The sequence below is a fragment of the Leclercia sp. GLN_9 genome, from assembly GCF_043105735.1.
Classification (GTDB): Bacteria; Pseudomonadota; Gammaproteobacteria; order Enterobacterales; family Enterobacteriaceae; genus Enterobacter; species Enterobacter adecarboxylatus.
The window spans coordinates 79911-105195 of sequence record NZ_JBICLV010000033.1 but is presented as its reverse complement, the minus strand read 5'-3'; the positions used below and the strand labels follow the sequence as shown (position 1 = coordinate 105195).

27 protein-coding genes, 2 tRNA genes and 1 other RNA gene are annotated in these 25285 nt (G+C 53.9%); 14 read left to right on the top strand and 16 right to left on the bottom strand.

Annotated features, from left to right (window positions below):
* Positions 1 to 131: 131 nt before the first annotated feature.
* From ACF8PE_RS19905 to ACF8PE_RS19895, 3 genes are all read right to left on the bottom strand, one after another.
* Positions 132 to 219 (bottom strand) — tRNA-Ser (locus ACF8PE_RS19905).
* 146 nt (positions 220 to 365) lie between these two features.
* Complete coding sequence (locus tag ACF8PE_RS19900) at positions 366 to 1043, bottom strand: isochorismatase family protein (RefSeq protein WP_117386044.1); 678 nt, start codon at positions 1041 to 1043, stop codon at positions 366 to 368.
* Positions 1044 to 1063: 20 nt separating this feature from the next.
* Complete coding sequence (locus ACF8PE_RS19895; RefSeq protein WP_117386045.1) at positions 1064 to 1924, bottom strand: pirin family protein; 861 nt, start codon at positions 1922 to 1924, stop codon at positions 1064 to 1066.
* Between the two features lie 110 nt (positions 1925 to 2034).
* Between ACF8PE_RS19895 and ACF8PE_RS19890 the strand changes: the two genes are divergently transcribed.
* A complete protein-coding gene (locus tag ACF8PE_RS19890; protein ID WP_032610807.1) occupies positions 2035 to 2940 on the top strand; it encodes a LysR family transcriptional regulator in 906 nt (301 codons plus the stop codon).
* A gap of 258 nt (positions 2941 to 3198) precedes the next feature.
* Here the strand turns inward: ACF8PE_RS19890 and ACF8PE_RS19885 are convergent.
* Positions 3199 to 3337: non-coding RNA, RtT sRNA (locus ACF8PE_RS19885), on the bottom strand.
* Positions 3338 to 3565: 228 nt separating this feature from the next.
* Positions 3566 to 3653, bottom strand: a tRNA-Ser gene (locus ACF8PE_RS19880).
* A gap of 228 nt (positions 3654 to 3881) precedes the next feature.
* Here ACF8PE_RS19880 and ghrA point away from each other — a divergent pair.
* From ghrA to ACF8PE_RS19860, 4 genes are all read left to right on the top strand, one after another.
* Positions 3882 to 4820 carry a glyoxylate/hydroxypyruvate reductase GhrA gene (ghrA, locus tag ACF8PE_RS19875; RefSeq protein ID WP_032617495.1) on the top strand — a complete coding sequence of 313 codons (939 nt, stop codon included), beginning with the start codon at positions 3882 to 3884 and terminating at the stop codon, positions 4818 to 4820.
* Between the two features lie 83 nt (positions 4821 to 4903).
* Positions 4904 to 5641: a phosphatase gene (locus ACF8PE_RS19870; RefSeq protein WP_117386046.1), complete on the top strand. Its 738-nt coding sequence runs from the start codon at positions 4904 to 4906 to the stop codon at positions 5639 to 5641.
* Between the two features lie 20 nt (positions 5642 to 5661).
* The gene (locus ACF8PE_RS19865) at positions 5662 to 6216 is read left to right on the top strand and encodes a molecular chaperone (protein ID WP_032617497.1); all 555 of its coding nucleotides are present in this window, start codon (positions 5662 to 5664) and stop codon (positions 6214 to 6216) included.
* A gap of 96 nt (positions 6217 to 6312) precedes the next feature.
* Positions 6313 to 6795: a DUF1097 domain-containing protein gene (locus ACF8PE_RS19860; protein ID WP_204230911.1), complete on the top strand. Its 483-nt coding sequence runs from the start codon at positions 6313 to 6315 to the stop codon at positions 6793 to 6795.
* Between the two features lie 42 nt (positions 6796 to 6837).
* On the opposite strand, the gene csgG is transcribed toward ACF8PE_RS19860, so the two are convergent.
* The 4 genes from csgG to csgD are packed head-to-tail and all read right to left on the bottom strand — an operon-like array spanning position 6838 to position 9172.
* Complete coding sequence (csgG, locus tag ACF8PE_RS19855) at positions 6838 to 7671, bottom strand: curli production assembly/transport protein CsgG (protein ID WP_032617498.1); 834 nt, start codon at positions 7669 to 7671, stop codon at positions 6838 to 6840.
* Positions 7672 to 7697: 26 nt separating this feature from the next.
* Positions 7698 to 8114, bottom strand: a complete 417-nt coding sequence (gene csgF / locus ACF8PE_RS19850) for a curli production assembly/transport protein CsgF (RefSeq protein ID WP_059308287.1) — start codon at positions 8112 to 8114, stop codon at positions 7698 to 7700.
* Between the two features lie 13 nt (positions 8115 to 8127).
* Positions 8128 to 8517, bottom strand: a complete 390-nt coding sequence (gene csgE, locus ACF8PE_RS19845) for a curli production assembly/transport protein CsgE (protein ID WP_032617500.1) — start codon at positions 8515 to 8517, stop codon at positions 8128 to 8130.
* A 4-nt stretch (positions 8518 to 8521) separates the two neighbouring features.
* Positions 8522 to 9172: a biofilm master transcriptional regulator CsgD gene (csgD, locus tag ACF8PE_RS19840; protein ID WP_032617501.1), complete on the bottom strand. Its 651-nt coding sequence runs from the start codon at positions 9170 to 9172 to the stop codon at positions 8522 to 8524.
* 747 nt (positions 9173 to 9919) lie between these two features.
* Between csgD and csgB the strand changes: the two genes are divergently transcribed.
* The 5 genes from csgB to ACF8PE_RS19815 all read left to right on the top strand — a co-directional run bounded on the left by csgB (position 9920) and on the right by ACF8PE_RS19815 (position 13741).
* Positions 9920 to 10369 (top strand): curli minor subunit CsgB, encoded by a 450-nt coding sequence (gene csgB, locus ACF8PE_RS19835; protein ID WP_059308285.1) that lies wholly within the window; start codon positions 9920 to 9922, stop codon positions 10367 to 10369.
* A 41-nt stretch (positions 10370 to 10410) separates the two neighbouring features.
* Complete coding sequence (gene csgA, locus ACF8PE_RS19830; RefSeq protein ID WP_059308284.1) at positions 10411 to 10866, top strand: curli major subunit CsgA; 456 nt, start codon at positions 10411 to 10413, stop codon at positions 10864 to 10866.
* Between the two features lie 60 nt (positions 10867 to 10926).
* Positions 10927 to 11253 (top strand): curli assembly chaperone CsgC, encoded by a 327-nt coding sequence (gene csgC / locus ACF8PE_RS19825; protein ID WP_032617505.1) that lies wholly within the window; start codon positions 10927 to 10929, stop codon positions 11251 to 11253.
* Positions 11254 to 11778: 525 nt separating this feature from the next.
* Positions 11779 to 12321, top strand: a complete 543-nt coding sequence (ymdB, locus tag ACF8PE_RS19820; protein ID WP_059308282.1) for an O-acetyl-ADP-ribose deacetylase — start codon at positions 11779 to 11781, stop codon at positions 12319 to 12321.
* Positions 12257 to 13741: a phospholipase D family protein gene (locus ACF8PE_RS19815; RefSeq protein WP_164530092.1), complete on the top strand. Its 1485-nt coding sequence runs from the start codon at positions 12257 to 12259 to the stop codon at positions 13739 to 13741. Before ymdB ends, ACF8PE_RS19815 begins: the two co-directional genes overlap by 65 nt.
* A gap of 34 nt (positions 13742 to 13775) precedes the next feature.
* Here ACF8PE_RS19815 and mdoC read toward each other — a convergent pair whose 3' ends face one another.
* Complete coding sequence (mdoC, locus tag ACF8PE_RS19810) at positions 13776 to 14936, bottom strand: glucans biosynthesis protein MdoC (protein WP_032617507.1); 1161 nt, start codon at positions 14934 to 14936, stop codon at positions 13776 to 13778.
* Positions 14937 to 15209: 273 nt separating this feature from the next.
* On the opposite strand from mdoC, the gene mdoG reads away from it, so the two are divergent.
* From mdoG to ACF8PE_RS19795, 3 genes are all read left to right on the top strand, one after another.
* Positions 15210 to 16745, top strand: coding sequence for a glucans biosynthesis protein MdoG (gene mdoG, locus ACF8PE_RS19805; RefSeq protein WP_127472146.1), 1536 nt, complete (start codon positions 15210 to 15212; stop codon positions 16743 to 16745).
* Positions 16738 to 19266 (top strand): glucans biosynthesis glucosyltransferase MdoH, encoded by a 2529-nt coding sequence (mdoH, locus tag ACF8PE_RS19800; RefSeq protein ID WP_191152923.1) that lies wholly within the window; start codon positions 16738 to 16740, stop codon positions 19264 to 19266. The genes mdoG and mdoH overlap by 8 nt, the downstream gene beginning before the upstream one ends.
* Positions 19267 to 19385: 119 nt before the next feature.
* Complete coding sequence (locus tag ACF8PE_RS19795) at positions 19386 to 19613, top strand: YceK/YidQ family lipoprotein (RefSeq protein ID WP_392495205.1); 228 nt, start codon at positions 19386 to 19388, stop codon at positions 19611 to 19613.
* Here ACF8PE_RS19795 and ACF8PE_RS19790 read toward each other — a convergent pair whose 3' ends face one another.
* From ACF8PE_RS19790 to ACF8PE_RS19780, 3 genes are all read right to left on the bottom strand, one after another.
* Positions 19614 to 19988, bottom strand: a complete 375-nt coding sequence (locus tag ACF8PE_RS19790; RefSeq protein WP_032617511.1) for a MysB family protein — start codon at positions 19986 to 19988, stop codon at positions 19614 to 19616.
* A gap of 98 nt (positions 19989 to 20086) precedes the next feature.
* Positions 20087 to 21337 carry a multidrug efflux MFS transporter MdtG gene (gene mdtG / locus ACF8PE_RS19785; RefSeq protein ID WP_191152903.1) on the bottom strand — a complete coding sequence of 417 codons (1251 nt, stop codon included), beginning with the start codon at positions 21335 to 21337 and terminating at the stop codon, positions 20087 to 20089.
* 148 nt (positions 21338 to 21485) lie between these two features.
* The gene (locus ACF8PE_RS19780) at positions 21486 to 22412 is read right to left on the bottom strand and encodes a Kdo(2)-lipid IV(A) acyltransferase (protein ID WP_117386051.1); all 927 of its coding nucleotides are present in this window, start codon (positions 22410 to 22412) and stop codon (positions 21486 to 21488) included.
* Between the two features lie 221 nt (positions 22413 to 22633).
* Here ACF8PE_RS19780 and ACF8PE_RS19775 point away from each other — a divergent pair, with 221 nt between their 5' ends.
* Positions 22634 to 23683, top strand: coding sequence for a rhodanese-related sulfurtransferase (locus ACF8PE_RS19775; RefSeq protein ID WP_191152902.1), 1050 nt, complete (start codon positions 22634 to 22636; stop codon positions 23681 to 23683).
* A gap of 45 nt (positions 23684 to 23728) precedes the next feature.
* Here the strand turns inward: ACF8PE_RS19775 and ACF8PE_RS19770 are convergent, their stop codons facing one another.
* The 3 genes from ACF8PE_RS19770 to ACF8PE_RS19760 all read right to left on the bottom strand — a co-directional run bounded on the left by ACF8PE_RS19770 (position 23729) and on the right by ACF8PE_RS19760 (position 25246).
* Positions 23729 to 24304 (bottom strand): YceI family protein, encoded by a 576-nt coding sequence (locus ACF8PE_RS19770; RefSeq protein ID WP_163604533.1) that lies wholly within the window; start codon positions 24302 to 24304, stop codon positions 23729 to 23731.
* Between the two features lies 1 nt (position 24305).
* Complete coding sequence (locus ACF8PE_RS19765) at positions 24306 to 24872, bottom strand: cytochrome b (protein ID WP_191152901.1); 567 nt, start codon at positions 24870 to 24872, stop codon at positions 24306 to 24308.
* Between the two features lie 260 nt (positions 24873 to 25132).
* Positions 25133 to 25246 carry a YceO family protein gene (locus tag ACF8PE_RS19760; RefSeq protein WP_032617516.1) on the bottom strand — a complete coding sequence of 38 codons (114 nt, stop codon included), beginning with the start codon at positions 25244 to 25246 and terminating at the stop codon, positions 25133 to 25135.
* Positions 25247 to 25285 lie beyond the last annotated feature (39 nt).

The following is a 25285-nucleotide window of genomic DNA, read 5'->3' as shown; positions in this document are numbered from 1 at the left end:
GCTACGCGCTCAGGCTGTCCAACTGGCTGTCGCCCGTTGTCGAACCCTCTGTCGAGGGGTCTCATCCCTCCCTTTCGGGAGAATATAAACGAAAAAAGCCCGTACTTTCGTACGAGCTCTCATCTTAAATATGGCGGTGAGGGAGGGATTCGAACCCTCGATACGTTGCCGTATACACACTTTCCAGGCGTGCTCCTTCAGCCACTCGGACACCTCACCATATTGTTTTGCTGCCTTTCCTCTCGGGGGCAACGGGGCGCTACTATAGGGAGTCAGGCTAAATCGGTCAAGCAGATTTTCTGCATTAATGCGCGTTCGGTTAAGCAATAATCAGCTCCACGGGTTTCAGACCATGGAGCGAACCATTAACGCTGTGAATCGAGCGCTTCGCTGTTCTTCACCACCTCTTGCGCCTTGCCGTAGCTTTCCATGAGCAACTGATATGCCGGGAAAATGTGCGTGTAGACTTCCGCCCACTGGGCGGCATCCTCACGATTCCAGGTGCGCTGGATCTCAGAGGCCACGGCTGCGGTATCCATGGGCACAACGCCTGCCTGCACCACACGCGCCAGGGTGATCTCCTGCGCCATTTTGCTGTAGGTACCCGAAGCGTCAATCACGGCAAAGACTTTATAACCGTCAGCCACCGCGCTGATCGACGGGAAGGCCATGCAGACGCTGGTGATGGTGCCAGCAATAATCAGCGTCTTGCGCCCGGTCGCCTTCACGGCTGCCACGAACTCCGGGTTGTCCCAGGCGTTGATCTCGCCTTTACGCGCCACATACTGCGCATGCGGTGCATTAGCGTGGATCTCCGGGATCAGCGGGCCGTTTGGCCCTTGTGGTACGGAGGCGGTGGTGATCACCGGGATATTCGCCAGACTGGCAATTTTGGCCAGCGCCGCGGCGCGGGCGCGCAACTCCGGCATTGGCATGTCACCAACGGTCTGGAACAGCCCGCTCTGGTGGTCGATCAGCAGCATCACAGCATCATTCACATCAATAATCGGACGCGCACCGTTAAAGTTAGCTGGGGTCGACATGGTTCTCTCCTTTATTATGTTCAGATCTGGCCGAAGCGGCCGGAATTGAAATCGCGAATCGCTTCTGCGATTTCGGTTTTACTGTTCATCACGAACGGGCCGTAGCCAACGATCGGTTCATTCAGGGGTTCTCCGGCCATCATCAGCACTTTGGTGTCGCTACTGGCCTCCAGATGCAGCTTCTCGCCTTCCTGACTCAGCACGACAAGCTGCGCTTCACCCGCCTGGGCGGAGCCGTTCACCGTCACGCTGCCTTCCAACACAACCAGCGCCGTGCTCCAGCCTTCAGGTTGAGTGAGCGTCAGAAGGCTGCCCTGACGCAGGGTGATATCCCAGAGGTTCAGCGGAGAGTGAGTCTGCGCCGGGCCGGTGACCTCCTCGTAGCGTCCGGCGATTACCCGCAGTTCACCGCTCTTATCGGATAATGTCAGCACCGGGATCTGGCTTTTGGTGATGCTCTGGTAGCCCGGCGTCGCCATCTTGTCTTTGGCGGGCAGGTTGACCCACAGCTGCATCATTTTTAGCTCGCCACCCTGCTGTGCAAAGGCGCTGGAGTGGAACTCCTCATGCAGAATGCCGGAGCCAGCTGTCATCCACTGCACATCGCCCGGGCCAATCACGCCGCCTTTACCCGTCGAGTCGCGGTGTTCCACTTCGCCGGAATAGACAATCGTGACCGTCTCAAAGCCGCGGTGGGGATGCTCGCCCACCCCGCGTTTTGCCCCATCTGGCGGGAAGCTGTACGGCCCGGCGTAGTCCAGCAGTAAAAACGGGCTAAGCGGCTCGCCGTGGGTCTGGTAAGAAAACATCGAACGCACCGGGAAACCGTCGCCAACCCAGTGCTGGCGGGGTGCGGTATAAATACCTGTTACGTTTTTCATCCTCTTCTCCTGATGTTCTGTCGATGTAATTAGCTTATATTCAGGCTTAATATCCCGGTAGATGGTGAAAATGACATGCACTGTTCCTGATATGGAACTATGAGGGCGTTATGCAGGATCTGAATGATTTCGTGTGGTTTGTGAAAGTGGTGGATCACGGTGGCTTCGCGGCGGCGGGCCGGGCGCTGGATCAGCCTAAATCGAAACTAAGCCGTCGGATTGCGCAGCTTGAGACGCGGCTCGGCGTGCGCTTGATCCAGCGTACCACCCGCCAGTTTACGGTCACGGAGGTGGGGCATACCTTCTATCAGCACTGTAAGGCGATGCTGGTAGAAGCCGAAGCGGCAGAAGAGGCCGTTGCGGCATTGCAGGCGGAACCGCGCGGCGTGGTCAGGATCACCTGTCCGGTGACGCTCCTGCATGTGCATGTCGGACCGATGCTGGCGAGGTTTATGGCGCGCTATCCCGGTATTAATCTGCAGCTGGAGGCGACTAACCGGCGGGTGGATCTGGTGGCCGAGGGGATTGATGTGGCGATCCGCGTTCGCCCGCGTCCGTTTGACGACAGCGATCTGGTTTTGCGGGTGCTGGCCGACAGAGGCCATTGTCTGGTGGCGGCACCGCAGCTGCTTACCCGGCTGGGAACGCCGCGTGCGCCGTCTGAACTGAGCGCCTGGCCCGGCCTGAGCATGGGGGAGGGGAAACAAGTTCATAAGTGGGCGCTGAGCGGGCCGGAAGGGGCCAAAGCGGAGATCCATTTTCAACCGCGTCTGATCACCACCGACATGCTGGCACTGCGAGAGGCCGCCATGGCTGGGGTGGGTCTTGTGCAGTTGCCGATTTTGATGGTCAAGGAGCAACTGGCGTCCGGGGAGTTAGTTAAAGTGCTTGAGGCATGGGAGCCGCGCAGGGAGGTTATTCATGCGGTCTATCCTTCCCGGCGTGGGCTGTTACCTTCGGTGAGAACGCTGGTGGATTTTTTGACTGAGGAATATGCGAGGATGGTGGAGGAGTGAGGCCTGGTGGCGCTTTGTTCCCTCTCCCTTGGGCAAAGGTTTAGGGTGAGGGACCTAGACCGCACGGTGTCGCATTAAGCACCGGGAGGGATGGACTCGCTTCGCTCGCCCTACGGGCAGCCTGTTCGCTGCGCTCTTAGACTGTCCAACTGGCCGTAGCCAGTTGTCGAACCCTCGGTCGAGGGCTCTCATCCCTCCCTTTCGGGAAAATATAAACGAAAAAAGCCCGTACTTTCGTACGCGCTCTCATGTTGAATATGGCGGTGAGGGAGGGATTGACTCGCTGCGCTCGCCCTACGGGCAGCCCACTCACTGCGTTCGTGGTCTGTCCAACTGGCTGTCGCCAGTTGTTGAACCCTCAGTCGAGGGTTCTCATCCCTCCCTTTCGGGAGAATATAAACGAAAAAAGCCCGTACTTTCGTACGAGCTCTCATCTTAAATATGGCGGTGAGGGAGGGATGGACTCGCTGCGCTCGCCCTACGGGCAGCCTGTTCGCTACGCGCTCAGGCTGTCCAACTGGCTGCGCCAGTTGTCGAACCCTCAGTCGAGGGTTCTCATCACTCCCGCAGGCGTGCTACATGCGAAAAAAAAGCCCGCATTTTCATGCGAGCTCTTCTTTAAATATGGCGGTGAGGGAGGGATTCGAACCCTCGATACGTTGCCGTATACACACTTTCCAGGCGTGCTCCTTCAGCCACTCGGACACCTCACCATATTGTTATCCCGTTGTTGCTGGGACGGGCGCTAATGTAAGGAAAAGCCTTACGGACGTCAATCAACTTTTTCAGTAAATTAGCGCGTTGAGACAAACTTCAACCAACCTGATTTCTTAATGTGCTGAAAGTGCCTCTTTTATCTACAACGACCAAGGGCACAAATTTTGTTATGCTGCGATGCAGTTGAAAATGAACGTAAAACAGCGCAACAGAAGGCAATCGCAATGGACATCATTTTTTACCACCCGACATTTGATAACGCTTACTGGATAAAAACGCTTTCGGCGGCGCTGCCGGGCGCACGGGTTCGTGAGTGGAAACGCGGCGATAACGACCCGGCGGATTATGCCCTGGTGTGGCATCCTCCGGTAGAAATGCTGCAAGGGCGTAAACTGAAAGCGGTCTTCGCCCTGGGAGCTGGGGTGGATTCGATCCTCAGCAAGCTCAAGGCGCACCCGGAGATGCTGCCAGAATCCATTCCTCTGTTTCGTCTTGAAGATACGGGGATGGGGCAGCAGATGCAGGAGTACGCCACCAGTCAGGTACTGCACTGGTTCCGCCGGTTTGACGACTATCAGGCGTTAAAACAGCAGGCGCGCTGGGAGCCGCTGGCCGATTATCAGCGTGAAGATTTCACCATCGGTATCCTCGGGGCAGGGGTGCTGGGGTCGAAGGTGGCCGAGGCGCTGGCACCCTGGGGCTTCCCGCTTCGCTGCTGGAGCCGGACGCGCAAAGACTATCCGGGTGTCACCAGTTTTGCCGGTATGGATGAACTGCCGCAATTTTTACAGGGCACGCGCGTGCTGATTAACCTTCTGCCGAACACGGCGGAGACCGTGGGGATTATCAATAGCAGCCTGCTGAATCAGCTGGCGGATAATAGCTACCTGATGAATCTTGCCCGCGGCGTTCATGTGGTGGAGGCCGATCTGCTGGCGGCGCTGGAGCGCGGCAAACTCAAAGGCGCAATGCTCGATGTCTACAGTAAAGAGCCGCTGCCCGCCGACAATCCTTTATGGGCGCACCCGCGGGTGGCGATGACGCCGCACGTGGCGGCGGTAACGCGTCCGGCCGAAGCCGTGGCTTATATCGCGCGCACCATCACTCAGCTGGAAAAAGGCGAGCCGGTCACCGGGCAGGTCGACAGGCAGCGCGGTTACTGAGTCAAACCCGGCCATCGCCGGGTTTTTGCTAATAAACGCCTGGGATAACTGCTATCCTTTGGGAAACACGAGAGGAGAGAACGATGTACCCCGTTGACCTGCATATGCACACCGTTGCCAGTACTCACGCCTACAGCAATCTTCATGACTACATCACCCAGGCAAAGCTAAAGAACATTAAACTCTTTGCGATCACCGATCATGGCCCGGATATGGCAGATGCTCCGCACTACTGGCACTTTGTGAATATGCGCATCTGGCCGCGGGTGGTGGATGGCGTAGGGATCCTGCGCGGCATTGAGGCCAACATCAAAAACACCCAGGGTGAGATCGACTGTACCGGCCCGATGCTGACCTCGCTGGATCTGATCCTTGCCGGTTTTCATGAGCCGGTATTTGCTCCGCAGGACAAAGCTACCAATACCGAGGCGATGATTGCTACCATCGCCAGCGGCAACGTGCATATCATCAGCCATCCGGGTAACCCGAAATACCCTATCGACATTCAGGCTGTCGCCCGGGCGGCGGCTGAGCATTCCGTGGCGCTGGAGATCAACAACTCTTCGTTTATTCACTCCCGCAAAGGCAGTGAAGCCAACTGCCGTGAAGTCGCGGCTGCGGTGCGTGACGCCGGTGGCTACGTGGCGCTGGGTTCGGATTCCCACACGGCCTTTACGCTGGGTGATTTTAGCGAGTGCCTTAAGATCCTCGATGCGGTGGGCTTCCCTGAAGAGCGCATTCTGAACGTAACGCCTCGTCGTTTACTTGATTTTCTGGCGTCGCGTGGCATGGCACCGATTCCCGAATTTGCTGAATTTTAACTGTGTAATGGACTAAATAAATGAACGAGTTTTCCATCCTCTGTCGCGTACTGGGTTCCCTTTATTATCGCCAGCCGCAGGATCCGCTGCTGGTGCCGCTATTTACCCTGGTCCGCGAAGGCAAGCTGGCCGAAAGCTGGCCACTTGAGCAGGATGAGCTGCTGCAACGTCTGCAAAACAGCTGCGACATGCAGCAGATTTCAGCTGATTACAACGCGCTCTTTGTTGGCGAAGAGTGTCGCGTGTCGCCTTATCGCTCCGCCTGGGAAGAGGGCGCAACCGAAGCCGAAGTGCGTGCGTTTCTCTCTTCACGCGGTATGCCGCTGACGGATACCCCGGCCGACCATATTGGCACGCTGTTGCTGGCGGCTTCCTGGATTGAAGACCACGCGGCAGAAGACGAAAACGAGGCGCTGGAAACCCTTTTCGGTGAGTATATTTTACCCTGGTGCGGGGCGTTTCTCGGCAAGGTCGAGGCTCATGCCACCTCGCCATTCTGGCGCACCATGGCACCGCTGACCCGTGACGCCATTGCCGCTATGTGGGACGAACTGCAGGAAGAGAACGAAGAGTGATCTAGATCACCTTCTTAATGTAACAGCAAATCTCATTTTGCATATTTTGTGTTCCTGATCTCATTTCATGGCAGCGTATCTGCTAAGATGCGCGCCATGAACATACTACTTTCTATTGCAATCACGACAGGCATCCTCTCCGGGATATGGGGTTGGGTTGCCGTCTCCCTCGGACTCCTGAGCTGGGCGGGCTTTCTGGGCTGTACAGCCTATTTCGCCTGCCCGCAGGGTGGCGTGAAGGGGCTGTTTATCTCTGCATGTACGCTGATGAGCGGCGTGGCGTGGGCGATGCTCATCATCCACGGCAGCGCGCTGGCACCCCATCTGGAGATCGTCGGCTACGTCATGACCGGCGTGGTGGCGTTTTTGATGTGCATCCAGGCAAAGCATCTTCTGCTGTCGTTTGTGCCTGGCACCTTTATGGGTGCTTGCGCCACTTTTGCAGGGCAGGGTGACTGGCGGCTGGTGGTGCCTTCGCTGGCGTTAGGGCTGGTGTTTGGCTATGCCATGAAAAACAGCGGACTGTGGCTGGCGGCGCGCAAACACAGCGCGCGAAACGTCACGGCGTTAAGCAAATAAAAAAGGCGAGACCAGGGTCTCGCCTTTTTAATGCGCTTTCTATCAGGATTCTGGCGGCGATGACATTTCGCGGTATTTCACCAGAACATCGTTTTTCACTTCGTTTTTGTTTTGCAGATCCCACAGACCGCGATCGATACCGTCGTTAATCAGGAAGATGACCCCGGTTTCGATAGCCGACATCAGGCAGAGCATCACCGGTTCGTTAGAGGTATAGCCGATTTCGCCTTCCAGCAGTCGTTGGTAGTCGATAAAGCGGAACACCCCGGCCTGAACCTCGTACGAGAGAATGGTTTTGCTGGTGGTGACCGAGGATAAAATTTCCCCGGTACTCACGTTAACCACACGCAGGTTCACTGCAATCTGGTCAAGCTGGTACTGAGTATCACCGCCGATACCGAAGTAGCGCGCCCCCACACCCCCCGATTTCACATTACTTTCGTAACCGATAATCGAGCCTTCAACCATGACGTTTGCCGCCGTGAGTGAGTGCAACGGAATACGGTTGTTCATCGCCACGGTGCCGTTATCCTGCGCTGCACGAATAATTTTGCGTTCGTTGAGCAGGTTTTGCAGCCCCTGACGTTCCAGAGGAATAAACCAGCGAGAATCTTTTAACGCCGTGACCAGCATCGCGGTGGCGCTTTGCGGGACTGCGGTGGAGAAGTTACTTGCCGGATAAGGTTTAAATTGACCCGTTTCATCCTGAATATTGTATACCGACACGTAGATCTTACCCGTTGGTAACGGTAACTGGGTCAGATCGCGATAGCTCTGGGCGCGAGGCATTAATGTCGGTTTTGCTGCCTGTTTGGGGGGAGCAGTTAAACAACCGCTCAATAAGCACACTGCAACAAGTATGAGAAAGCGCTGCATGATTATTGTCCTTATCTCAACTATGTCTAAAAGTCGGTGGAATTGCTTTGCAAGCCAGCGACCTGAATGGTGGAGGTTCTCCCCGTTTTCCGGTCTGTGACATTTAATTGCATTTGTCCGTCCGCATTGGCGATATCGACAATAAAGTCGCTGGTCACCATACGGCCCGGTTTACCGGTGTTGATGTTGGTCAATAATCCGCCCAGAACCTGGGCCTGGATCGCCTGGGTAAAGTTATCCAGTGCGCTTGGGGTCTCAATACCGAAGTCATCATCGGCGCTTGGGTCCTTATAGGAGTTTTGCGCCTGGGCCGAGTTTAAAAGAAAAGAGCCGTTATTAGGGTTTCCCCCAAAGTTAGGGTTACGGAACTGGAACGTCATATTTCCGGCCCAGCTCAATGATGGAATGAGCAGTAGAGCGATAACTGCATAGACAACACGCATGAATGCCTCCGAATTAAAACTCGTCTTGCGCTAAATCGCCGGTACTGAGCAGAGCTTTATCAATCTGCAGACGATTTATTGCTTCTTCGGTTTGAGCCAGAGCGAAGATTACGTTCTGATCCAGATCTCTTTTCGTTGGGAATAAAAAGGTCTGGAAAATAACGTCCTGATTCACCGTTATGGTGATCCAGCTACCCCATCGCGCACTGGGCCGTTCATTGATCGTTAAGTTCCCAGGATAGTCACTTTCCCATTTGTCGCTGAAGCCACGATAAAAAGCATGACCAACAGCCGAGACAGTGTGATCGGTTAACAATCCTGGGATCTCTACTTCAACCGCATGCAGATTCCCGGCAGCAAGCCAAAAGCTTGCTGCGGCAATCCAACTCGTTGTGCGTTTCATACTGTTAACGCCTGAGGTTATCATTTGCCCATGAAACCGCCTGCGTCCGGTTTTTAACAGCTATCTTCTTGAAAAGATTATAAAGATGGGTCTTTACCGTATTTTCGCTGATAAATAACGAACGGGCGATTTCAATATTTGAAGCTCCGATGCGTAATTTATTCAGAATTTCTTTTTCGCGATGGGTCAGCAAAGCAGACTCTGAACTGTTATAGCGATAATTTCCGGAATGCGTTATGAGGTAGCTGGCAAGTTTTTGCGAGAAGTAGCATTCCCCACGCAGAACGCCCTGCAGGCCGTCAACCACGCGTGCCTCGTCCTCGTTGACGTAAAAGACACCGTTGATATGCGGCCAACTTTCAATATCTCTGAATGGATACTCTTCAGGCGTATTCAACAATAACACACGGATATTGTTGTTTTTTCTGCTTAAAATATCTTGCCAGTATTGGATAAGTTTTTTATCCGCTTCCATCATATCGAAAAGAATAATACTGCCAGGTGTAATGTCATCAAAAGAGCGTTGAATACTATGCAATTTCCCGCTCAATGTAAGGCTCTGCTTTAAATGCTGTAGTAAGGCTGTCGCCTGCAAAGAAGGTTTGGTCACTAACAATAATGTCTGGCCATGAAAACTTTGGACTTCATTAAACATGATGAAACCCCTTTTTTGAAACACCTGGCAGCTGCCCCCAATAATATTATTGGGGGCACCAGAAGTACTGACAGATGTGGCACTGCTGTGTGTAGAAGAAAGACCATATCCCTCGAAGTAAGGGAAAATAAAAAAACAATTGCGAACTTCTGTTTTCAATCTAGCTATTACGGTTTTTAAAGCAAGTGTTAAACGTGTAACAAGATGTAAAAATCAATATTAACTTGTAAAAAATGAGTTCATGAATTGCTTAGAGTTCATCATAAAGTTGTACACAAAGATATTGATGCACACATTTAAAAAATCATACAAATTATATTATCTTAATGATTTTACTATAATTTATAGTTTTGAGGTTATTAGCGGGAAGGTATGAGCGAGGTCAAAACGCTAAGCCTCTTTTTACAATGTGTAAACGTCTTAAGAAATCACGCACTTTGTCACGCTATCATGGATATATCGTGATGGCGCACCTGCAAGTCAGGCGAAACGGCAAATCAGGATTTTCTCTTCTATCCATTTCCAAAACCCGGCTTTCGCCATTAAATGTCGCCTGTTAAATGGCTGTATCGCCACGCTGTTTAATTTTTTTTAATACTTTGGGGTGACGGGGAAAATAAAAATACAACTGGCGGGTGAGATATTAAAATTGTTTCGGCAGACATACTCTTCATCGTAACGCCGGGTTAACAAAATATTTAGCCTTGTTAACACAAGTTATTTTACCACCAGGTCCAGGGTGATAACATGAAGAACAGTTTGTTATTAATGTTTACATTACTGGGTGCACCTGGATTTGTTTTCGCTAGCTCTGATTTGGCAGCTTCAGAATACAATTTTGCGGTGAATGAATTGAGTAAATCATCTTATAACCAGGCCGCTATTATTGGACAGCAGGGCGTTAACAATAACGCGACTGTTCTCCAGCAGGGCACAAAATTGTTATCTGTCGTTTCCCAGGAAGGCGGAAATAATCGGGCGAACATTGAACAATCAGGCAGTTATAACCTTGCCTACATTGATCAAAAAGGGAACTCGAACAGTGCGAGTATTAATCAAGGTGCATATGGTAATACCGCAATGATTATTCAGAAAGGTTCTGGTAACAGAGCGAATATTACGCAGTACGGTACGCAAAAAACGGCAGTTGTAGTACAGAGACAGTCACAAATGGCAATTCGCGTTATCCAACGCTAGTTATTTGATGACGAATTAATCAATCCGATGGGGGCTTTACAATGAAACTTTTAAAAGTGGCAGTAATTGCAGCAATCGTGGTTTCTGGCAGTGCTATGGCTGGCTCCGTTCCACAATGGGGCAATAATCATGGCGGCGGCAACAACGGTGGTAATAACATCAGCCCAGAAACACTGACTGTTTATCAGTACGGTGGTCGTAACAACGTAGACGCTTTGCAAAGCGACGCTCGTGGGTCTGAAATCACCGTTAGCCAGAGCGGTTTCGGTAACGATGCTGACCTGTCACAGGGCGCTGATAGCAGCGAAATCGATCTGAACCAGAGAGGCCAGGGTAACTCGGCAACTATCAGCCAGTGGAGTGGTCGTGACCTCACCGCTAACGTTCGTCAGTCTGGTGGTCGTAACGACGTCCAGCTGAATCAAACTATGAACGGCGCGACTGCTAACATCACTCAGGTTGGCTTCGGCAACACCGTGACTGCTGGCCAGTACTAAGCTGACGTCCGTACGACGATAAAACAGGGCTGAGGCCCTGTTTTTTTTTGGGAGAAGATCATGAATACACTTTTATTGCTTGCTGCACTTAGCAGTCAGATCACCTTTCAGACGGCCACTGAGGGCGACATGTTGACCATTATTCCCCAAGTCACGGTGACGGAACCCTGTTTATGTCAGGTGCAAATTCTCACCTCGCGCAGCGGCCCCGGTGGTCAAAGCACTTCGCGGCAGCAAAATACCGTCTCGTTACCCGCTAATAAAACGGTCAATCTTTCCCGAATGACCCTTAACTCAGGTCCCAACGATAAGATAAATGTCATAGTCACGGTGTCGGACGGTAAATCGCTGCATCTGTCGCAACAGTGGCCGCCGTCGAAAGCATAAGGGATGAAATATTCTTTAAGTTTATGGATTGATTGATGTTACTGAAATTGACTCGCGTCTGATGTTACTGGCATCGCCGATGCCAGTCGACGGCCCGTTTTAAGGCCTGTTGTTTCATCTGCAGGGATAATGTTTAGTGAAGTTCCTCCCGGTGGTCTTGCCAGATATCCTGTCTATTTAAATCCTCTCCCTGCCGCTTCGCTAACCCCAGCAATGTATCCCTTTTACCGATAAGGGGCGCGACGAGCCTTGCATCATTCCGCCTGCATCGCAGACGATTTCCGTGACCTGCCCGCAGAAGAGTAAAATGCGCACCCGTCAACGGCGCGATTCCGATGTCGTAAAGGGCGCGGCGGTCTTCGGGGATCGCGTGGCCATCACCATGACATACCCCCCAGTCCTGAAAAATCGCGGGCTATCGTTCGGGTGGATTACCACCATGGCGGGGCGGTTTTCTGTTTACAGGCCTTACATGGCCCATCCTCTGCGATACACTTAAGAGAAAAACGTCAGCAGAGGTTGAATATGAACTCGCGTATTGAAGTTTTTCTGGGTGATATCACCACCCTGCATGTTGATGTGATCGTCAATGCCGCTAATCCCTCATTAATGGGGGGCGGCGGCGTGGATGGCGCCATCCACCGGGCAGCGGGGCCAGCCCTGCTTGAGGCCTGCAAGGTGGTGCGTCAGCAGCAGGGCGAGTGCGCGCCGGGCCAGGCGGTCATTACCCTGGCGGGTGATTTGCCGGCCAAAGCGGTGATCCATACCGTCGGTCCCGTCTGGCATGGGGGCGATCATCATGAAGCCCGCATTCTGGAAGAGGCTTACCGCAACAGCCTGAACCTGGCGGCAGCCAACGGTTATCATTCCCTGGCATTCCCGGCGATAAGCACCGGCGTGTACGGTTATCCCCGCGCCGCCGCCGCGGAAATCGCCGTTAATACGGTTTCGGATTATCTCACCCGCAAGCCTCTGCCGGAGCGGGTATACTTTGTCTGCTATGATGAAGAAAATGCCCGGCTATACAAGCGACTGCTTACCCAACGAGGACAGGAAACCGACGCATAACACGCGACTAGGACGCGCTATTGCACCGGTCAGTTCTGCACACCCTGGCCTTTGTGGACTTCTCCCTCTTGATAACAGTCTGGACGCCTTCGCCTGCCGCTACCGGCTGGCGGAGATGGCGGAAAAAACCCTGGATGTGCAGTACTACATCTGGGAAGACGACATGTCAGGAAGGCTGCTGTTTTCCGTGCTGCTCTCCGCCGCCATGCGCGGCGTGCGTGTACGCCTGCTCTTAGACGACAACAACACGCAGGGGCTGGACGCCATCCTGCGCTTGTTGGACGCGCATCCCAATTTTTCTGTACGCCTGTTTAATCCCTTCTCGTTTCGCACTCTGCGCGCCCTGGGTTATCTCACCGATTTTGCCCGCCTTAATCGGCGGATGCATAACAAGAGTTTTACCGTGGATGGGGAAGTAACTATTGTTGGCGGCAGAAACATCGGGGATGCCTATTTTGGGGCGGGTGAGGAGCCGCTGTTCTCCGATCTGGATGTGATGGCAACAGGCCCGGTGGTGCAGGATGTAGCGGATGACTTTGAACGCTACTGGAACTGTGCGTCGGTCTCCACGCTCCAGCAGGTGCTGGAACTGTCGGAAACCGAGATCGAAGATAAAATTCAGCCGCCTGAAGAGTGGTATCGGGACGATATCACCCGCCGCTATCTGGATAAACTCCAGTCCAGCGAGTTTATCACCCGCCTGGAAGCCGGTAATTTGCCGTTGATCTGGGCTAAAACCCGGTTGCTTAGCGACGATCCGCGTAAAGGGCAGGGCCGGGCAAAGCGCCATTCGCTGTTGCCCCAGCGCCTGCTGGACGTGATGGGTTCGCCGGTTGAGCAAATTGCAATTATTTCAGCCTATTTTGTCCCGACCCGGGCGGGGGTGGCGCTCCTGCTGCAGATGGTGCGCAAAGGGGTAAAAGTCGCCATCATGACCAATTCGCTGGCGGCCAACGATGTCGCCGTGGTGCATGCTGGCTATGCCCGCTGGCGCAAGAAGCTGTTACGCCACGGCATTGAGCTGTATGAACTTAAGCCGACCCAGGATGGCGTGCCGGTCATTCACGATCGCGGCATCACCGGTAACTCCGGCTCCAGCCTGCATGCCAAGACGTTCAGTATCGACGGCGAGAAGGTTTTTATTGGTTCGCTCAATTTTGATCCCCGTTCAACCATGCTCAACACAGAAATGGGTTTCGTTATAGAAAGCGAGGTGCTGGCGCGACTGATCCATACCCGTTTTGTACGCAGTCAGCGTCACGAGGCCTGGCAGTTAAAGCTGGACAAGCTGGGGCGTCTGAACTGGATTGAGCGCAAGGATGGGGAGGAAATTGTACATAAAAAGGAACCCAAAACCCGCTTCTGGCAGCGGATGCTGGTGCGGCTTGCCTACTGGCTGCCTGTAGAGTGGCTTCTGTAAAGCGGCGCCGGTTACGTAACCGGCGCACAAAGGTTTAGCTGGTGGTCTGCGGAGAATTGGCGGGTTTGCTGGCCGGTTTACCGGAAAATAAAAAGCGCAGCAGCGGAATACGCAGATGAATTTCATATAGCACAATCGCGATCCCGACCACAAACACCAGTCCGGCGATAAAGCCCAGCAGGTTTGAGCTGATATGCGGCGTGATGTAGGCGCCGAAAAACAGCGTCAACGGATGATGCACCAGATAAATGAACAACGACGCATTAACGAAATAGGTGACGCGCGCGGATTTAAAGTTCAGCAGCCGATGCCCCAGCGCAAAGACCACATTCACCATCCACAGTCCCAACACCATAGTAATCACGCTTTCGGTTTCATACATCCATGCATCGCCGCTGCCATAACGCTGATTCAGCAGATAGGCGACAAACGCCAGTGCCGCGCCAAGGGTGCAGCCGCGCGATGGCGTGGTGAACAGGGCTTTCAGTTTGGGATGGACAAACGCCAGGGCGCCAATAACAAAGAAAGGCAGATAGAAGAGGGTCTGCATGACCACAAAATTGAACAGGCCATCGCTGAGGATCGGCGAATAAACGATTAACAGCGTGCGGCGCAGGGCGGCATAGGCAATACCCAGCAGTAAAAACAGGACCGACAGTTTGCCCCAGGTGATGTCCGCGAGAAGTGTCCCTGATTGGGTGCTAAGACGGTGGCGCATGCGGCTGAACACCCACAGGCTAACCGTGGTCATCACCACCAGCACCAGCAGGAACCACAGGTGCGAGACCAGCTCCCAGGCAAGAGTATTGTATTTTTCGTACAGCGACAGGGTGTGCCAAGTGTCCGCTTTGCCTTTGACATATTGCAGCATAATGAATTGCGGCAGCGTCAGCAGGGGAATGGCGGTGAGCATCGGAATACCGACGCGCTCCACGCGCACTTTCCACCACCGCTTTAGCGGGTAGCGCAAGAACAGCATGTAAGAAAAATAACCCGAAATAACAAAAAAGACCTGCATTCGGAATGAGTGAATAAAGTCGTTAAACAGCGTCAGCCACCATGAGGACTCGGCGCTATTGACATGCCAGACGTGGCTCGAATAGATCAAGGAGATGTGAAACGGGATCCCCAGCAGCATGAGCCAGGCCCGAATAGAATCAAGGAAATATTCGCGTTGTGCGGGTACGGTACTCATAGTGCGTTATGCATTCTCAGACTTATCGCCTTATCCCTAAGACCAATAGTGGTTACATTCGGGGCCAACCCTACACGAAGTCCGACAGACTGTCTCCAGGATAAGCACGCAAAGTGAATACGGGTTACTTTCACTTGCTTACTCCATGAGCCAGCACGCTGAACAAAGCGGTGATTATGTTGTCGGAATGCCTGATTTTCCATTAAAATGGATCGGATCGATATAAGCACACAAAGGGGGAAGTGCTTACTTATTATGAAACATAAACCACAAATGATGAAAATGCGTTGGTTAGGGGCAGCCGTCTTGTTGTCTCTGTATACCTCATCGGCCCTGGCCTTTACCATCGACGACGTCGCAAAACAGGCAAAATCGATGGCAGGTAAGGGGTACGAAGCGCCAAAAAGTAACTTGCCCTCCGTTTTCCGCGATATGAAATATGCGGACTATCAGCAGATCCAGTTTAATCACGATAAAGCGTACTGGAATAAGATTAAAACCCCGTTCAAGCTTGAGTTTTATCATCAGGGGATGTACTTCGACACGCCTGTCACCATTAATGAAGTGACATCCAACGCGGTACGCAAAATCAAGTACAGCCCGGACTATTTTAATTTCGGCAATGTGCAACACGATAAAGACACCGTAAAAGACCTGGGCTTCGCGGGCTTTAAAGTGCTTTACCCCATTAACAGTAAAGATAAGAACGACGAAATTGTCAGCATGCTGGGGGCAAGCTATTTCCGCGTCATCGGCGGCGGCCAGGTATATGGCCTCTCTGCACGAGGCCTGGCGATCGATACCGCACTGCCTTCCGGGGAAGAGTTCCCTCGTTTCCGCGAGTTCTGGATCGAGCGTCCAAAACCTACCGACAAACGCCTGACCATTTATGCGCTGCTGGACTCCCCTCGTGCGACCGGTGCCTATCGCTTTACCATCATTCCGGGCCGCGACACTGTGGTTGATGTGCAGTCTAAAGTCTATCTGCGCGATAAAGTGGGCAAACTGGGCGTGGCACCGCTGACCAGTATGTTCCTGTTCGGGCCTAACCAGCCGTCACCAGCCACCAATTTCCGCCCGGAACTGCATGATTCTAACGGTCTGTCGATCCTGGCCGGGAACGGCGAGTGGATCTGGCGTCCGCTGAACAATCCGAAACACCTGGCGGTAAGCAGCTTCAGCATGGAAAACCCACAAGGGTTCGGCCTGCTGCAGCGTGGTCGTCAGTTCTCCCGCTTTGAAGATCTGGACGATCGTTACGATCTGCGTCCAAGCGCGTGGATCACCCCGAAAGGCGAGTGGGGCAAAGGTAAAGTGGAGCTGGTGGAGATCCCAACCAACGACGAAACCAACGACAACATCGTCGCTTACTGGACGCCGGATCAACTGCCGGAAGCCGGTAAAGAGATGAACTTTAACTACTCCATCACCATGAGCCGCGACGAAGACAAGCTGCATGCGCCAGAAAGCGCGTATGTGCTGCAGACCCGTCGTTCCACCGGCGATGTGAAACAGTCGAATCTGATCCGTCAGCCTGATGGCACTATCGCCTTCGTGGTGGATTTCACCGGTCAGGAGATGAGTAAACTGGCGCCGGAGACCCCGGTCACCGCGCAGGCGAGCATCGGTGATAACGGTGAAATCGTTGAAAACAGCGTGCGTTATAACCCGGTCACCAAAGGCTGGCGTTTAACCCTGCGTGTGAAACTGAAAGACGCGAAACAACCGACTGAGATGCGCGCCGCCCTGGTGAACGCTGACCAGCCGCTGAGTGAAACCTGGAGCTATCAGCTACCTGCCAATGAATAAGATAACTGAGTATATCGATGCCATGCCGCTGACCGATATCGAGAAGGCGGCACTGCCGAAGGGTGACATCAGCGAGGTGCATACCGCGTTGGATGCCGATCATCACGCGTTTACCCGTGAAGATGATACCCCGCTTGGCTCGGTTAAAAGCCGCCTTGAGCAGGCCTGGCCCGACTCACTGGCCGAAGGCCAGCTGATTCGCGATGACGAAGGGCGTACCCAGCTTGAGGCCATGCCGAAAGCCACGCGCTCCTCTATGTTCCCGGATCCCTGGCGTACCAACCCGGTAGGCCGTTTCTGGGATCGCCTGCGTGGCCGTGACGTGACCCCGCGGTATCTTTCCCGCCTGACCAAAGAGCAACAGGCCAGTGAGGAAAAATGGCGTACTGTCGGCAGCATTCGCCGCTACATCCTGCTGCTGCTGACCATCGCGCAGACCGTCGTCGCCACCTGGTATATGAAGACCATTCTGCCTTACCAGGGCTGGGCGCTGATCAATCCGGCCGATATGTTCGGCCAGGATCTGCTGGTTTCGTTTATGCAGATCCTGCCGTATGTGCTGCAAAGCGGCATCCTGCTGCTGTTCGCCATCCTTTTCTGTTGGGTATCGGCCGGTTTCTGGACCGCGCTAATGGGCTTTTTACAGCTGCTGATAGGTCGGGACAAATACAGCATCTCTGCGTCAACGGTGGGGGATGAACCTCTCAGCCCTGAGCACCGTACGGCGCTGATCATGCCTATCTGTAACGAAGACGTGGATCGTGTCTTCGCCGGCCTGCGCGCCACCTGGGAGTCGGTAAAGGCCACCGGGAACGCCGCACACTTCGATGTTTACATTCTGAGTGACAGCTACAACCCCGACATTTGCGTGGCGGAACAGAAAGCCTGGATGGAGCTGATCGCCGAAGTGCAGGGCGAAGGGCAGATCTTCTACCGTCGTCGCCGTCGCCGTGTGAAGCGTAAAAGCGGCAACATCGATGACTTCTGCCGTCGCTGGGGCAATCAGTACAGCTATATGGTGGTGCTGGATGCCGACTCGGTGATGACCGGTGACTGCCTGACTGGCCTTGTACGTCTGATGGAAGCTAACCCGAATGCCGGGATCATCCAGTCTTCGCCAAAAGCATCGGGCATGGACACGCTGTATGCGCGCTGTCAGCAGTTTGCAACCCGCGTATATGGGCCGCTGTTTACTGCCGGTCTGCATTTCTGGCAGTTGGGCGAGTCCCACTACTGGGGGCACAACGCCATTATCCGCGTGAAGCCGTTCATCGAGCACTGTGCGCTGGCACCGCTGCCGGGTGAAGGCTCGTTCGCTGGCTCGATTCTGTCGCATGACTTCGTGGAAGCGGCGCTGATGCGTCGTGCCGGTTGGGGGGTGTGGATTGCCTACGACCTGCCAGGATCATATGAAGAGCTGCCGCCGAACCTGCTGGATGAACTGAAGCGTGACCGCCGCTGGTGTCACGGCAACCTGATGAACTTCCGCCTGTTCCTCGTCAAAGGGATGCACCCGGTACACCGTGCCGTGTTCCTGACCGGCGTGATGTCCTATCTCTCCGCGCCGCTGTGGTTCATGTTCCTGGCCCTGTCGACCGCGCTGCAGGTCGTCCACGCCCTGACCGAGCCGCAGTACTTCCTGCAACCGCGTCAGCTGTTCCCGGTATGGCCGCAGTGGCGTCCTGAACTTGCGATTGCGCTCTTTGCGTCGACAATGGTGCTGCTGTTCCTGCCGAAGCTGCTGAGTATCGTGCTGATCTGGTGTAAAGGCTCGAAAGAGTACGGCGGATTCTTCCGCGTAACGCTCTCCCTGCTGCTGGAAGTGCTGTTCTCAGTGCTGCTTGCACCGGTACGTATGCTGTTCCACACCGTTTTCGTGGTCAGTGCGTTCCTCGGTTGGGAAGTGGTCTGGAACTCACCGCAGCGTGATGATGACTCCACCCCATGGGGTGAAGCCTTTATGCGTCACGGCTCGCAAATGCTGCTCGGCCTGGTGTGGGCAGTCGGGATGGCGTGGCTGGATCTGCGCTTCCTGTTCTGGCTGGCACCGATTGTGTTCTCGCTGATCCTGTCGCCGTTTGTGTCGGTGTTCTCCAGCCGTTCAACGATCGGGCTGCGCACCAAACGCTGGAAGCTGTTCCTGATCCCGGAAGAGTATTCTCCGCCACAGGTGCTGGTGGATACCGACAAGTATCTGGAACTCAACCGCAGCCGTTCGCTGGACGATGGGTTTATGCACGCGGTGTTTAACCCGTCCTTCAACGCCCTGGCCACCGCCATGGCGACTGCCCGTCACCGTGCCAGCCGCGTGCTGGAGATCGCCCGCGATCGTCACGTTGAACAGGCGCTGAACGAGACGCCAGAGAAGCTGAACCGCGATCGTCGTCTGGTGCTGCTGAGCGACCCGGTAACGATGTCGCGCCTGCATTATCGTGTCTGGTCTGCCCCGGAGAAATACTCTTCATGGGTGAACTATTACCAGACGTTGCAGATGAATCCGAAGGCGTTAAAAGCGAAGTAATACGCAGAGTGGCGCTATGCCTGACTGGCCTGTGAATCTGCAGGCCCGTGCAGGCGACGCGTTGCGGGGCAAATAAATACCGGCTCTCGAGCCGGTATTTTTATCTTTGGAGGTACTGGATGCGATTTTTCATCGTCATTACGATGGCGCTATTACTGAGCGGCTGCGGAAGTATTATCAGCCGGACCATCCCTGGACAGGGACACGGCAATCAATACTACCCGGGCGTGCAGTGGGACGTTCGCGACTCCGCATGGCGTTACCTGACGGTGCTGGATCTGCCATTCTCGCTGGTTTTCGACACCCTGCTACTGCCCATCGACGCTCATCATGGGCTTTATGAGTAATTAACGCTCATCCCACTCATCCGCTGCGGTTTGGCCCTCTTCGGTATCCAGCGGCGGCTCGAGCTGAAACTCACCCTCATCCCATTCGTGCAGGGTGTTCTCTTCAAGCCACTCCTGACGCAATTCAATCTCGTCATAATCGCCATCAAACACTGCCTGGGCCGCTTCACCGGTCAGCACCGGCAGGCATTCGCCATCTTCACCGTCATCGGCAAAGAATTCGGCCTGCCACATAATGTCCCCATCCTGCATGACATATTTCTGAATATTGAGCTGCTCAATATTCGCGTCATCTTCCTCAATGCCGGGATTATCAGCGAGGAACTCCTCGCGCGCGGCATCAATCGCTTCCTCTAGAGTGGCAAACATAGTCATCGGCGTCTCCCTGTGATTTGACATGGTGTTCAGGGAAAGAATAGCTGATTCTCCATGATTGCAAGTATGAAAGCCGTAAAAGCATTCACGGAGTTATCTTAATCAGGCGCAGATACCTTATCCGGCGTAGCAACAGCCCGTGGCTGCCGGACGGCGCGCGACAAACTGATCCAGGAGTAAAAAGCGTTAAACATCACCACGCAAGCGGTGACAACAAACACTGCGCGAAAGCCGTAGCTGGCAGCAATACCGGCCCCGAGAAGCGGGCCTGTGACGTTGCCGATATCACGAAACGACTGGTTATAGCTGAAGATACGCCCGGCAATCTGGTTGGTGGAGTTATAGACCAGCAAGGTCTGTACGGCGGGCAGCAGGGCACCGTCGGCTGCCCCGAGTAAAAAGCGCAGCACGCCCAGTTGCCACGGCGTTTGCACGAAGGACATCGGAATAAGTAGCAGGACGGAGATCACCAGCGCGACAATCAGGATCCTTTCCGGGCCGATACGATCCCCCAGTTTCCCCAGCCGCGGGGCGCTGATCAGGGCGGCCACGCCAGGAACCGAGGCGATTAGGCCGCTGATAAAGGCGATGTTGCTGACGTGGCCCGCAAGGTCACGGACGTACAGGGTCAGGATCGGCGCAATGGACCCGGTTGCCACCTGAATGATCAGGGTGGTGACAAACAGACTGAGCACCAGACGGGGATTTTTCAGCGAGGCAAACACCTGACGGGCGTGCAGCATCTCTTTTTTGGGTACGGGGGTGAAATTTTCCCGGATGCAGAAAAAGGTCAGCAAGAAGCAGGCAAACAGGACGACCGCCGTGATGAAAAATACCGGGCGCAGGCCGTAGCTGTCTGCCAGTAATCCTCCGGCCAGCGGGCCAAGCAGGGCGCCGCTTACTGCACCGGTGGAGAGCGTACCTAACGCCCAACCGCTTTTGTTGCGGGGGATTTGCGTGGCGATAAGCGCATTGGCATTGGGCACAAATCCGCCCAGTAGCCCCAGCACGGCGCGTAAGATCAGAAATTGCCAGATGTTTTGCGCCATCCCCATCAGCAACATAATAATTGCCATGCCCAGCGCCGAACGCAGGAGCATGATTTTACGCCCTTTGCGATCCGCCAGCCCACCCCAGAATGGCGACGCGATGGCGGAGAAGAGGAAGGTAATGCTGAACACCAGCCCGGACCACATGTTAAGGGCGCTGTGGCCGCTGACGCCCAGCTGTTCGACATACAGCGGCAGGAAAGGCATCACCAGGCTAAAGGCGGCTCCCGTAAGAAAGCAGCCCAGCCAGGCTACGATAAGGTTGCGCTTCCAGTTTATTGGCGTTTCTGAAGGAGACATAGCTACCCACGTTATGATGCGCAGCGGCATCATTATTTGAAGGAATTAATAAGCCTGCTAATTATGCGCCTGGGTGATGGTTGCTGCAATGTGGAAAGCATCATACGTCAAAGGGGAGATGCGGCCGGTCAGGCCGCAGGAGAAGATGTTAATAGCGGGAAGGCACCCCTTCAGGACGGGTTTTAAACCGGCGGTGCAGCCACATATACTGTTCAGGTGCCAGCAGGATGCACTTCTCAACCACCTCATTCATCCACGCCGCAGTGGTTTTCGCATCGTCCAGAGGCGGAGAACACTCAGGTTCCAGCATCATCAGCTCATAGCCTTTACCGTTGGCCTTCCGGCGCGGTACGAAGGGGACAATGGCTGCCTGTGACAAACGGGCCAGTGTCCAGGTGCCGGTGGTGGTGGCCGCTTCATCAACGGCAAAAAACGGAACAAAGACGCTGGCACCAGGGCCGTAGTCATGGTCCGGCGCATACCAGATCACCTCGCCGGATTTCAGCGCCCGGATCATCCCCTTAAGGTCTTTACGGTCGATCATGCTCTTGTTGGAGCGCATCCGACCCCAGGTTTGCAGCCAGTCGATCACCGGATTATCGTTCGGGCGATAGACACCGATGCCGGGAGCCTGCATGCCGAACATCCGCGCGCCGATCTCAAGGGTCAAAAAATGGACGCCAATCAGCAGTACGCCCGTTTTTTGCGCCTGAAGCTGATGCACTGGCTCCATTCCGGTGCCGGTCACTTCGGTCCAGCGCGCCATGCGTTTGTCGGACCAGAACCACGCCATGCCTGTCTCCATCAGCCCCATGCCGACGGATTCAAAATTCTTCACGACCATCTCGTGACGCTCTTGCTCGCTCATTTGCGGGAAACAGAGTTCCAGATTGCGTCGGGCAATGTAGGCGCGGCGTGACATAAAGCGCATCGCCAGGCGACCCATGCCGCAGCCAAGACGGTAGATCACGGGATAGGGCAAATGCACCAGTAACCATAATAAACCGATGCCAGCCCAGGTCAGCCAGTAACGAGGATGTAATAGCGCAATGGAAAATTTAGGTAATTGAGTCATGTCATTCCTGTTATTGATACGTCCTGTCGGCAGATTGTCGCATTATTCGTTTCATATCCAAAACGCATAGCAACGAAATGTTCATTGAAGCCGCAATTGTTATGCTCTGCGCATTTTGAGGTGAGAAATGTAGCGCAAAATGAGGGGATGTAAATTCTCATTGTTTGCTATATGATGCCGCCCGATTTTCATTCTTACTACGATTGCAGGAACCGTACACCATGCCAGTGTTACACAACCTCATTTCGAACGAAGAGCTGAAAGCGCGTATGTTGGCTGAAACCGAACCGCGCACGACGATCTCGTTCTATAAATATTTCACCATCGTTAACCCACAGGCGACGCGCGACACGCTGTACAAGGCGTTGACCGCCCTGAACGTCTTTGGCCGTATTTATCTGGCCCATGAAGGCATTAACGCCCAGATCAGCGTGCCGGAGAGCAAAGTCGACGCCTTGCGGGAATTTCTGTACGCCTTCGATCCGGCGCTGGATGGCCTGCGCCTGAACGTGGCGCTCGACGACGACGGTAAATCCTTCTGGGTGCTGCGTCTGAAAGTGCGTGAACGCATTGTGGCCGACGGCATCGACGATCCGACGTTTAACGCCAGCGATGTGGGCGAATATCTGAAAGCGGCCGAGGTGAACGCCATGCTTGACGATCCCGACGCCGTGTTCATCGATATGCGTAACCACTACGAATATGAAGTGGGCCACTTTGAAAACGCGCTCGAAATCCCGGCGGATACTTTCCGTGAGCAACTGCCAAAAGCGGTTGAGATGATGCAGGAGCATAAGGACAAGAAAATTGTCATGTACTGCACCGGGGGGATCCGCTGTGAGAAAGCCAGCGCGTACATGAAACACAAAGGCTTCAACAAGGTCTGGCATATCGAGGGCGGGATCATTGAGTATGCCCGTCGCGCGCGTGAGCAAGGGCTGCCGGTACGCTTTATCGGTAAGAACTTCGTCTTTGATGAGCGGATGGGAGAGCGTATTTCTGACGATGTGATCGCCCATTGCCATCAGTGCGGCACCGCCTGTGATACCCATACCAACTGCAAAAACGACGGTTGCCACCTGCTGTTTATTCAGTGCCCGTCCTGTGCAGAGAAGTTCAACGGCTGTTGCAGCGAGCTGTGTAGCGAGGAGAGCATGTTGCCGGAAGAGGAGCAGCGCCGCCGCCGTGCCGGTCGTGAGAATGGCAATAAGATCTTCAATAAGTCGCGTGGGCGTCTGAACACCCGTCTGGGTATTCCTGACCCGGAATAACGCTAAAACCTTGCCCGGTCGCAGGATGCTGACCGGGCGAGGGCATTACTTCTGCTGAACCCCTTCCACTGAAATAATCAGTTCCACGTCCTGCGACGCCGGGCCAAGATCGGTCGTGATGTTGAAGTCTTTCAGATGGATTTTACCTGTCGCTTCAAAGCCAGCACGTTTACCGCCCCACGGATCATCACCCTGACCAATCAGTTTTGCATCCAGCTTAACCGGCTTGGTCACGCCGTTCAGCGTCAGATTGCCGATGATATCCAGATCTTCACCCTCTTTTTTCACCTCGGTAGAGGTAAAGGTGGCCTGCGGGTATTTCGCAACGTTAAGGAAATCCGCACTGCGCAGGTGCTTATCGCGCTCGGCGTGGTTGGTATCCAGGCTGTTGGTGTTCAGGGTGACATTCACCTTATCGGCCGCCGGATTTTTCTCATCAAACGTGAAGGACCCGTCGAAATCCTTGAAGGTGCCGTACAGCCAGCTGTAGCCCAGATGCTGGATGCGGAAGTTCACAAAGGCGTGCTGACCTTGTTTATCAATTTTGTAGTCGGCTGCTACCGCGGCACCGGTGGTGAACAGCAGAGAACCTAAGGTTAATCCCAGCAGGCTTTTTTTCATTTTATGCTCCAGAGTCAGGTGACGCTTTGCCCAACATACGTGTCAGGGTGGCGTCTTTGTCGATAAAGTGGTGTTTGATGGCCGCAAGACCATGCAGTGCAGATAACGAGACCACGCCCCAGGCCAGCCACAGATGAACTGTCCCGGCCAGATCGGCCTGCGCTCCGGCATCGGCCAACAGGGCAGGGACGTCAAACAGACCGAAGACGCTGATTGGCTTGCCGTCAGCAGTGGAAATTAAATAGCCGCTGATGAGAATGGCGAACAGCACCGCGTACAGAGCTAAATGCGCCGCAGCGGCGGTCAGGCGCGTGGCGCGCGACTGGCTTTTCAGCGCCGGGGGAACCGGGGAGTAGTGTCGCCACAGCAGACGCACCACCAGGGCCAGCATCAGCATAAAGCCGATGCTTTTATGCAGCTCCGGTGCCTGGTGATACCAGCCATCGTAATAGCTGAGAGTAACCATCCATAATCCAAGGCCAAACATGCCATATACCGCAATAGCCATCAGCCAATGTAAACTCATGGAAATAACGCCATAGCGTGTGGGGGAATTACGCACCTGCATTGTGAATACCGAAATTAATTAGCGAGCGCTAAAAATGGCGTGGGTGAAACATTAATGCAAATGATATTTACAGATATTCATTATTAATTTTTGTTGTTCAGTATTTTCGAATGAATGTTGATATTGATAGTCAATGTGGTTGTTAATGGTTTGTAGGAAAGCTGCTCTGGGGCGGGTTATGACAAATTTATGATGTTCAAATAATTTATTCTGTAATTATAGTTACCTGAAGAATTGTCAATTTGTGTCAATATATCTCATCAGAAAAATACAATGTACAGAATATCGAGGAGCGCCAGTAACGACCACAGCACAATATAGAGCATTAAATGCTCGCGAATATTATTGACCAGATAATTCACAATACGACGCATGAGGATACCGATAATAAAAGGAAGAAAGGCTTCGGCAAC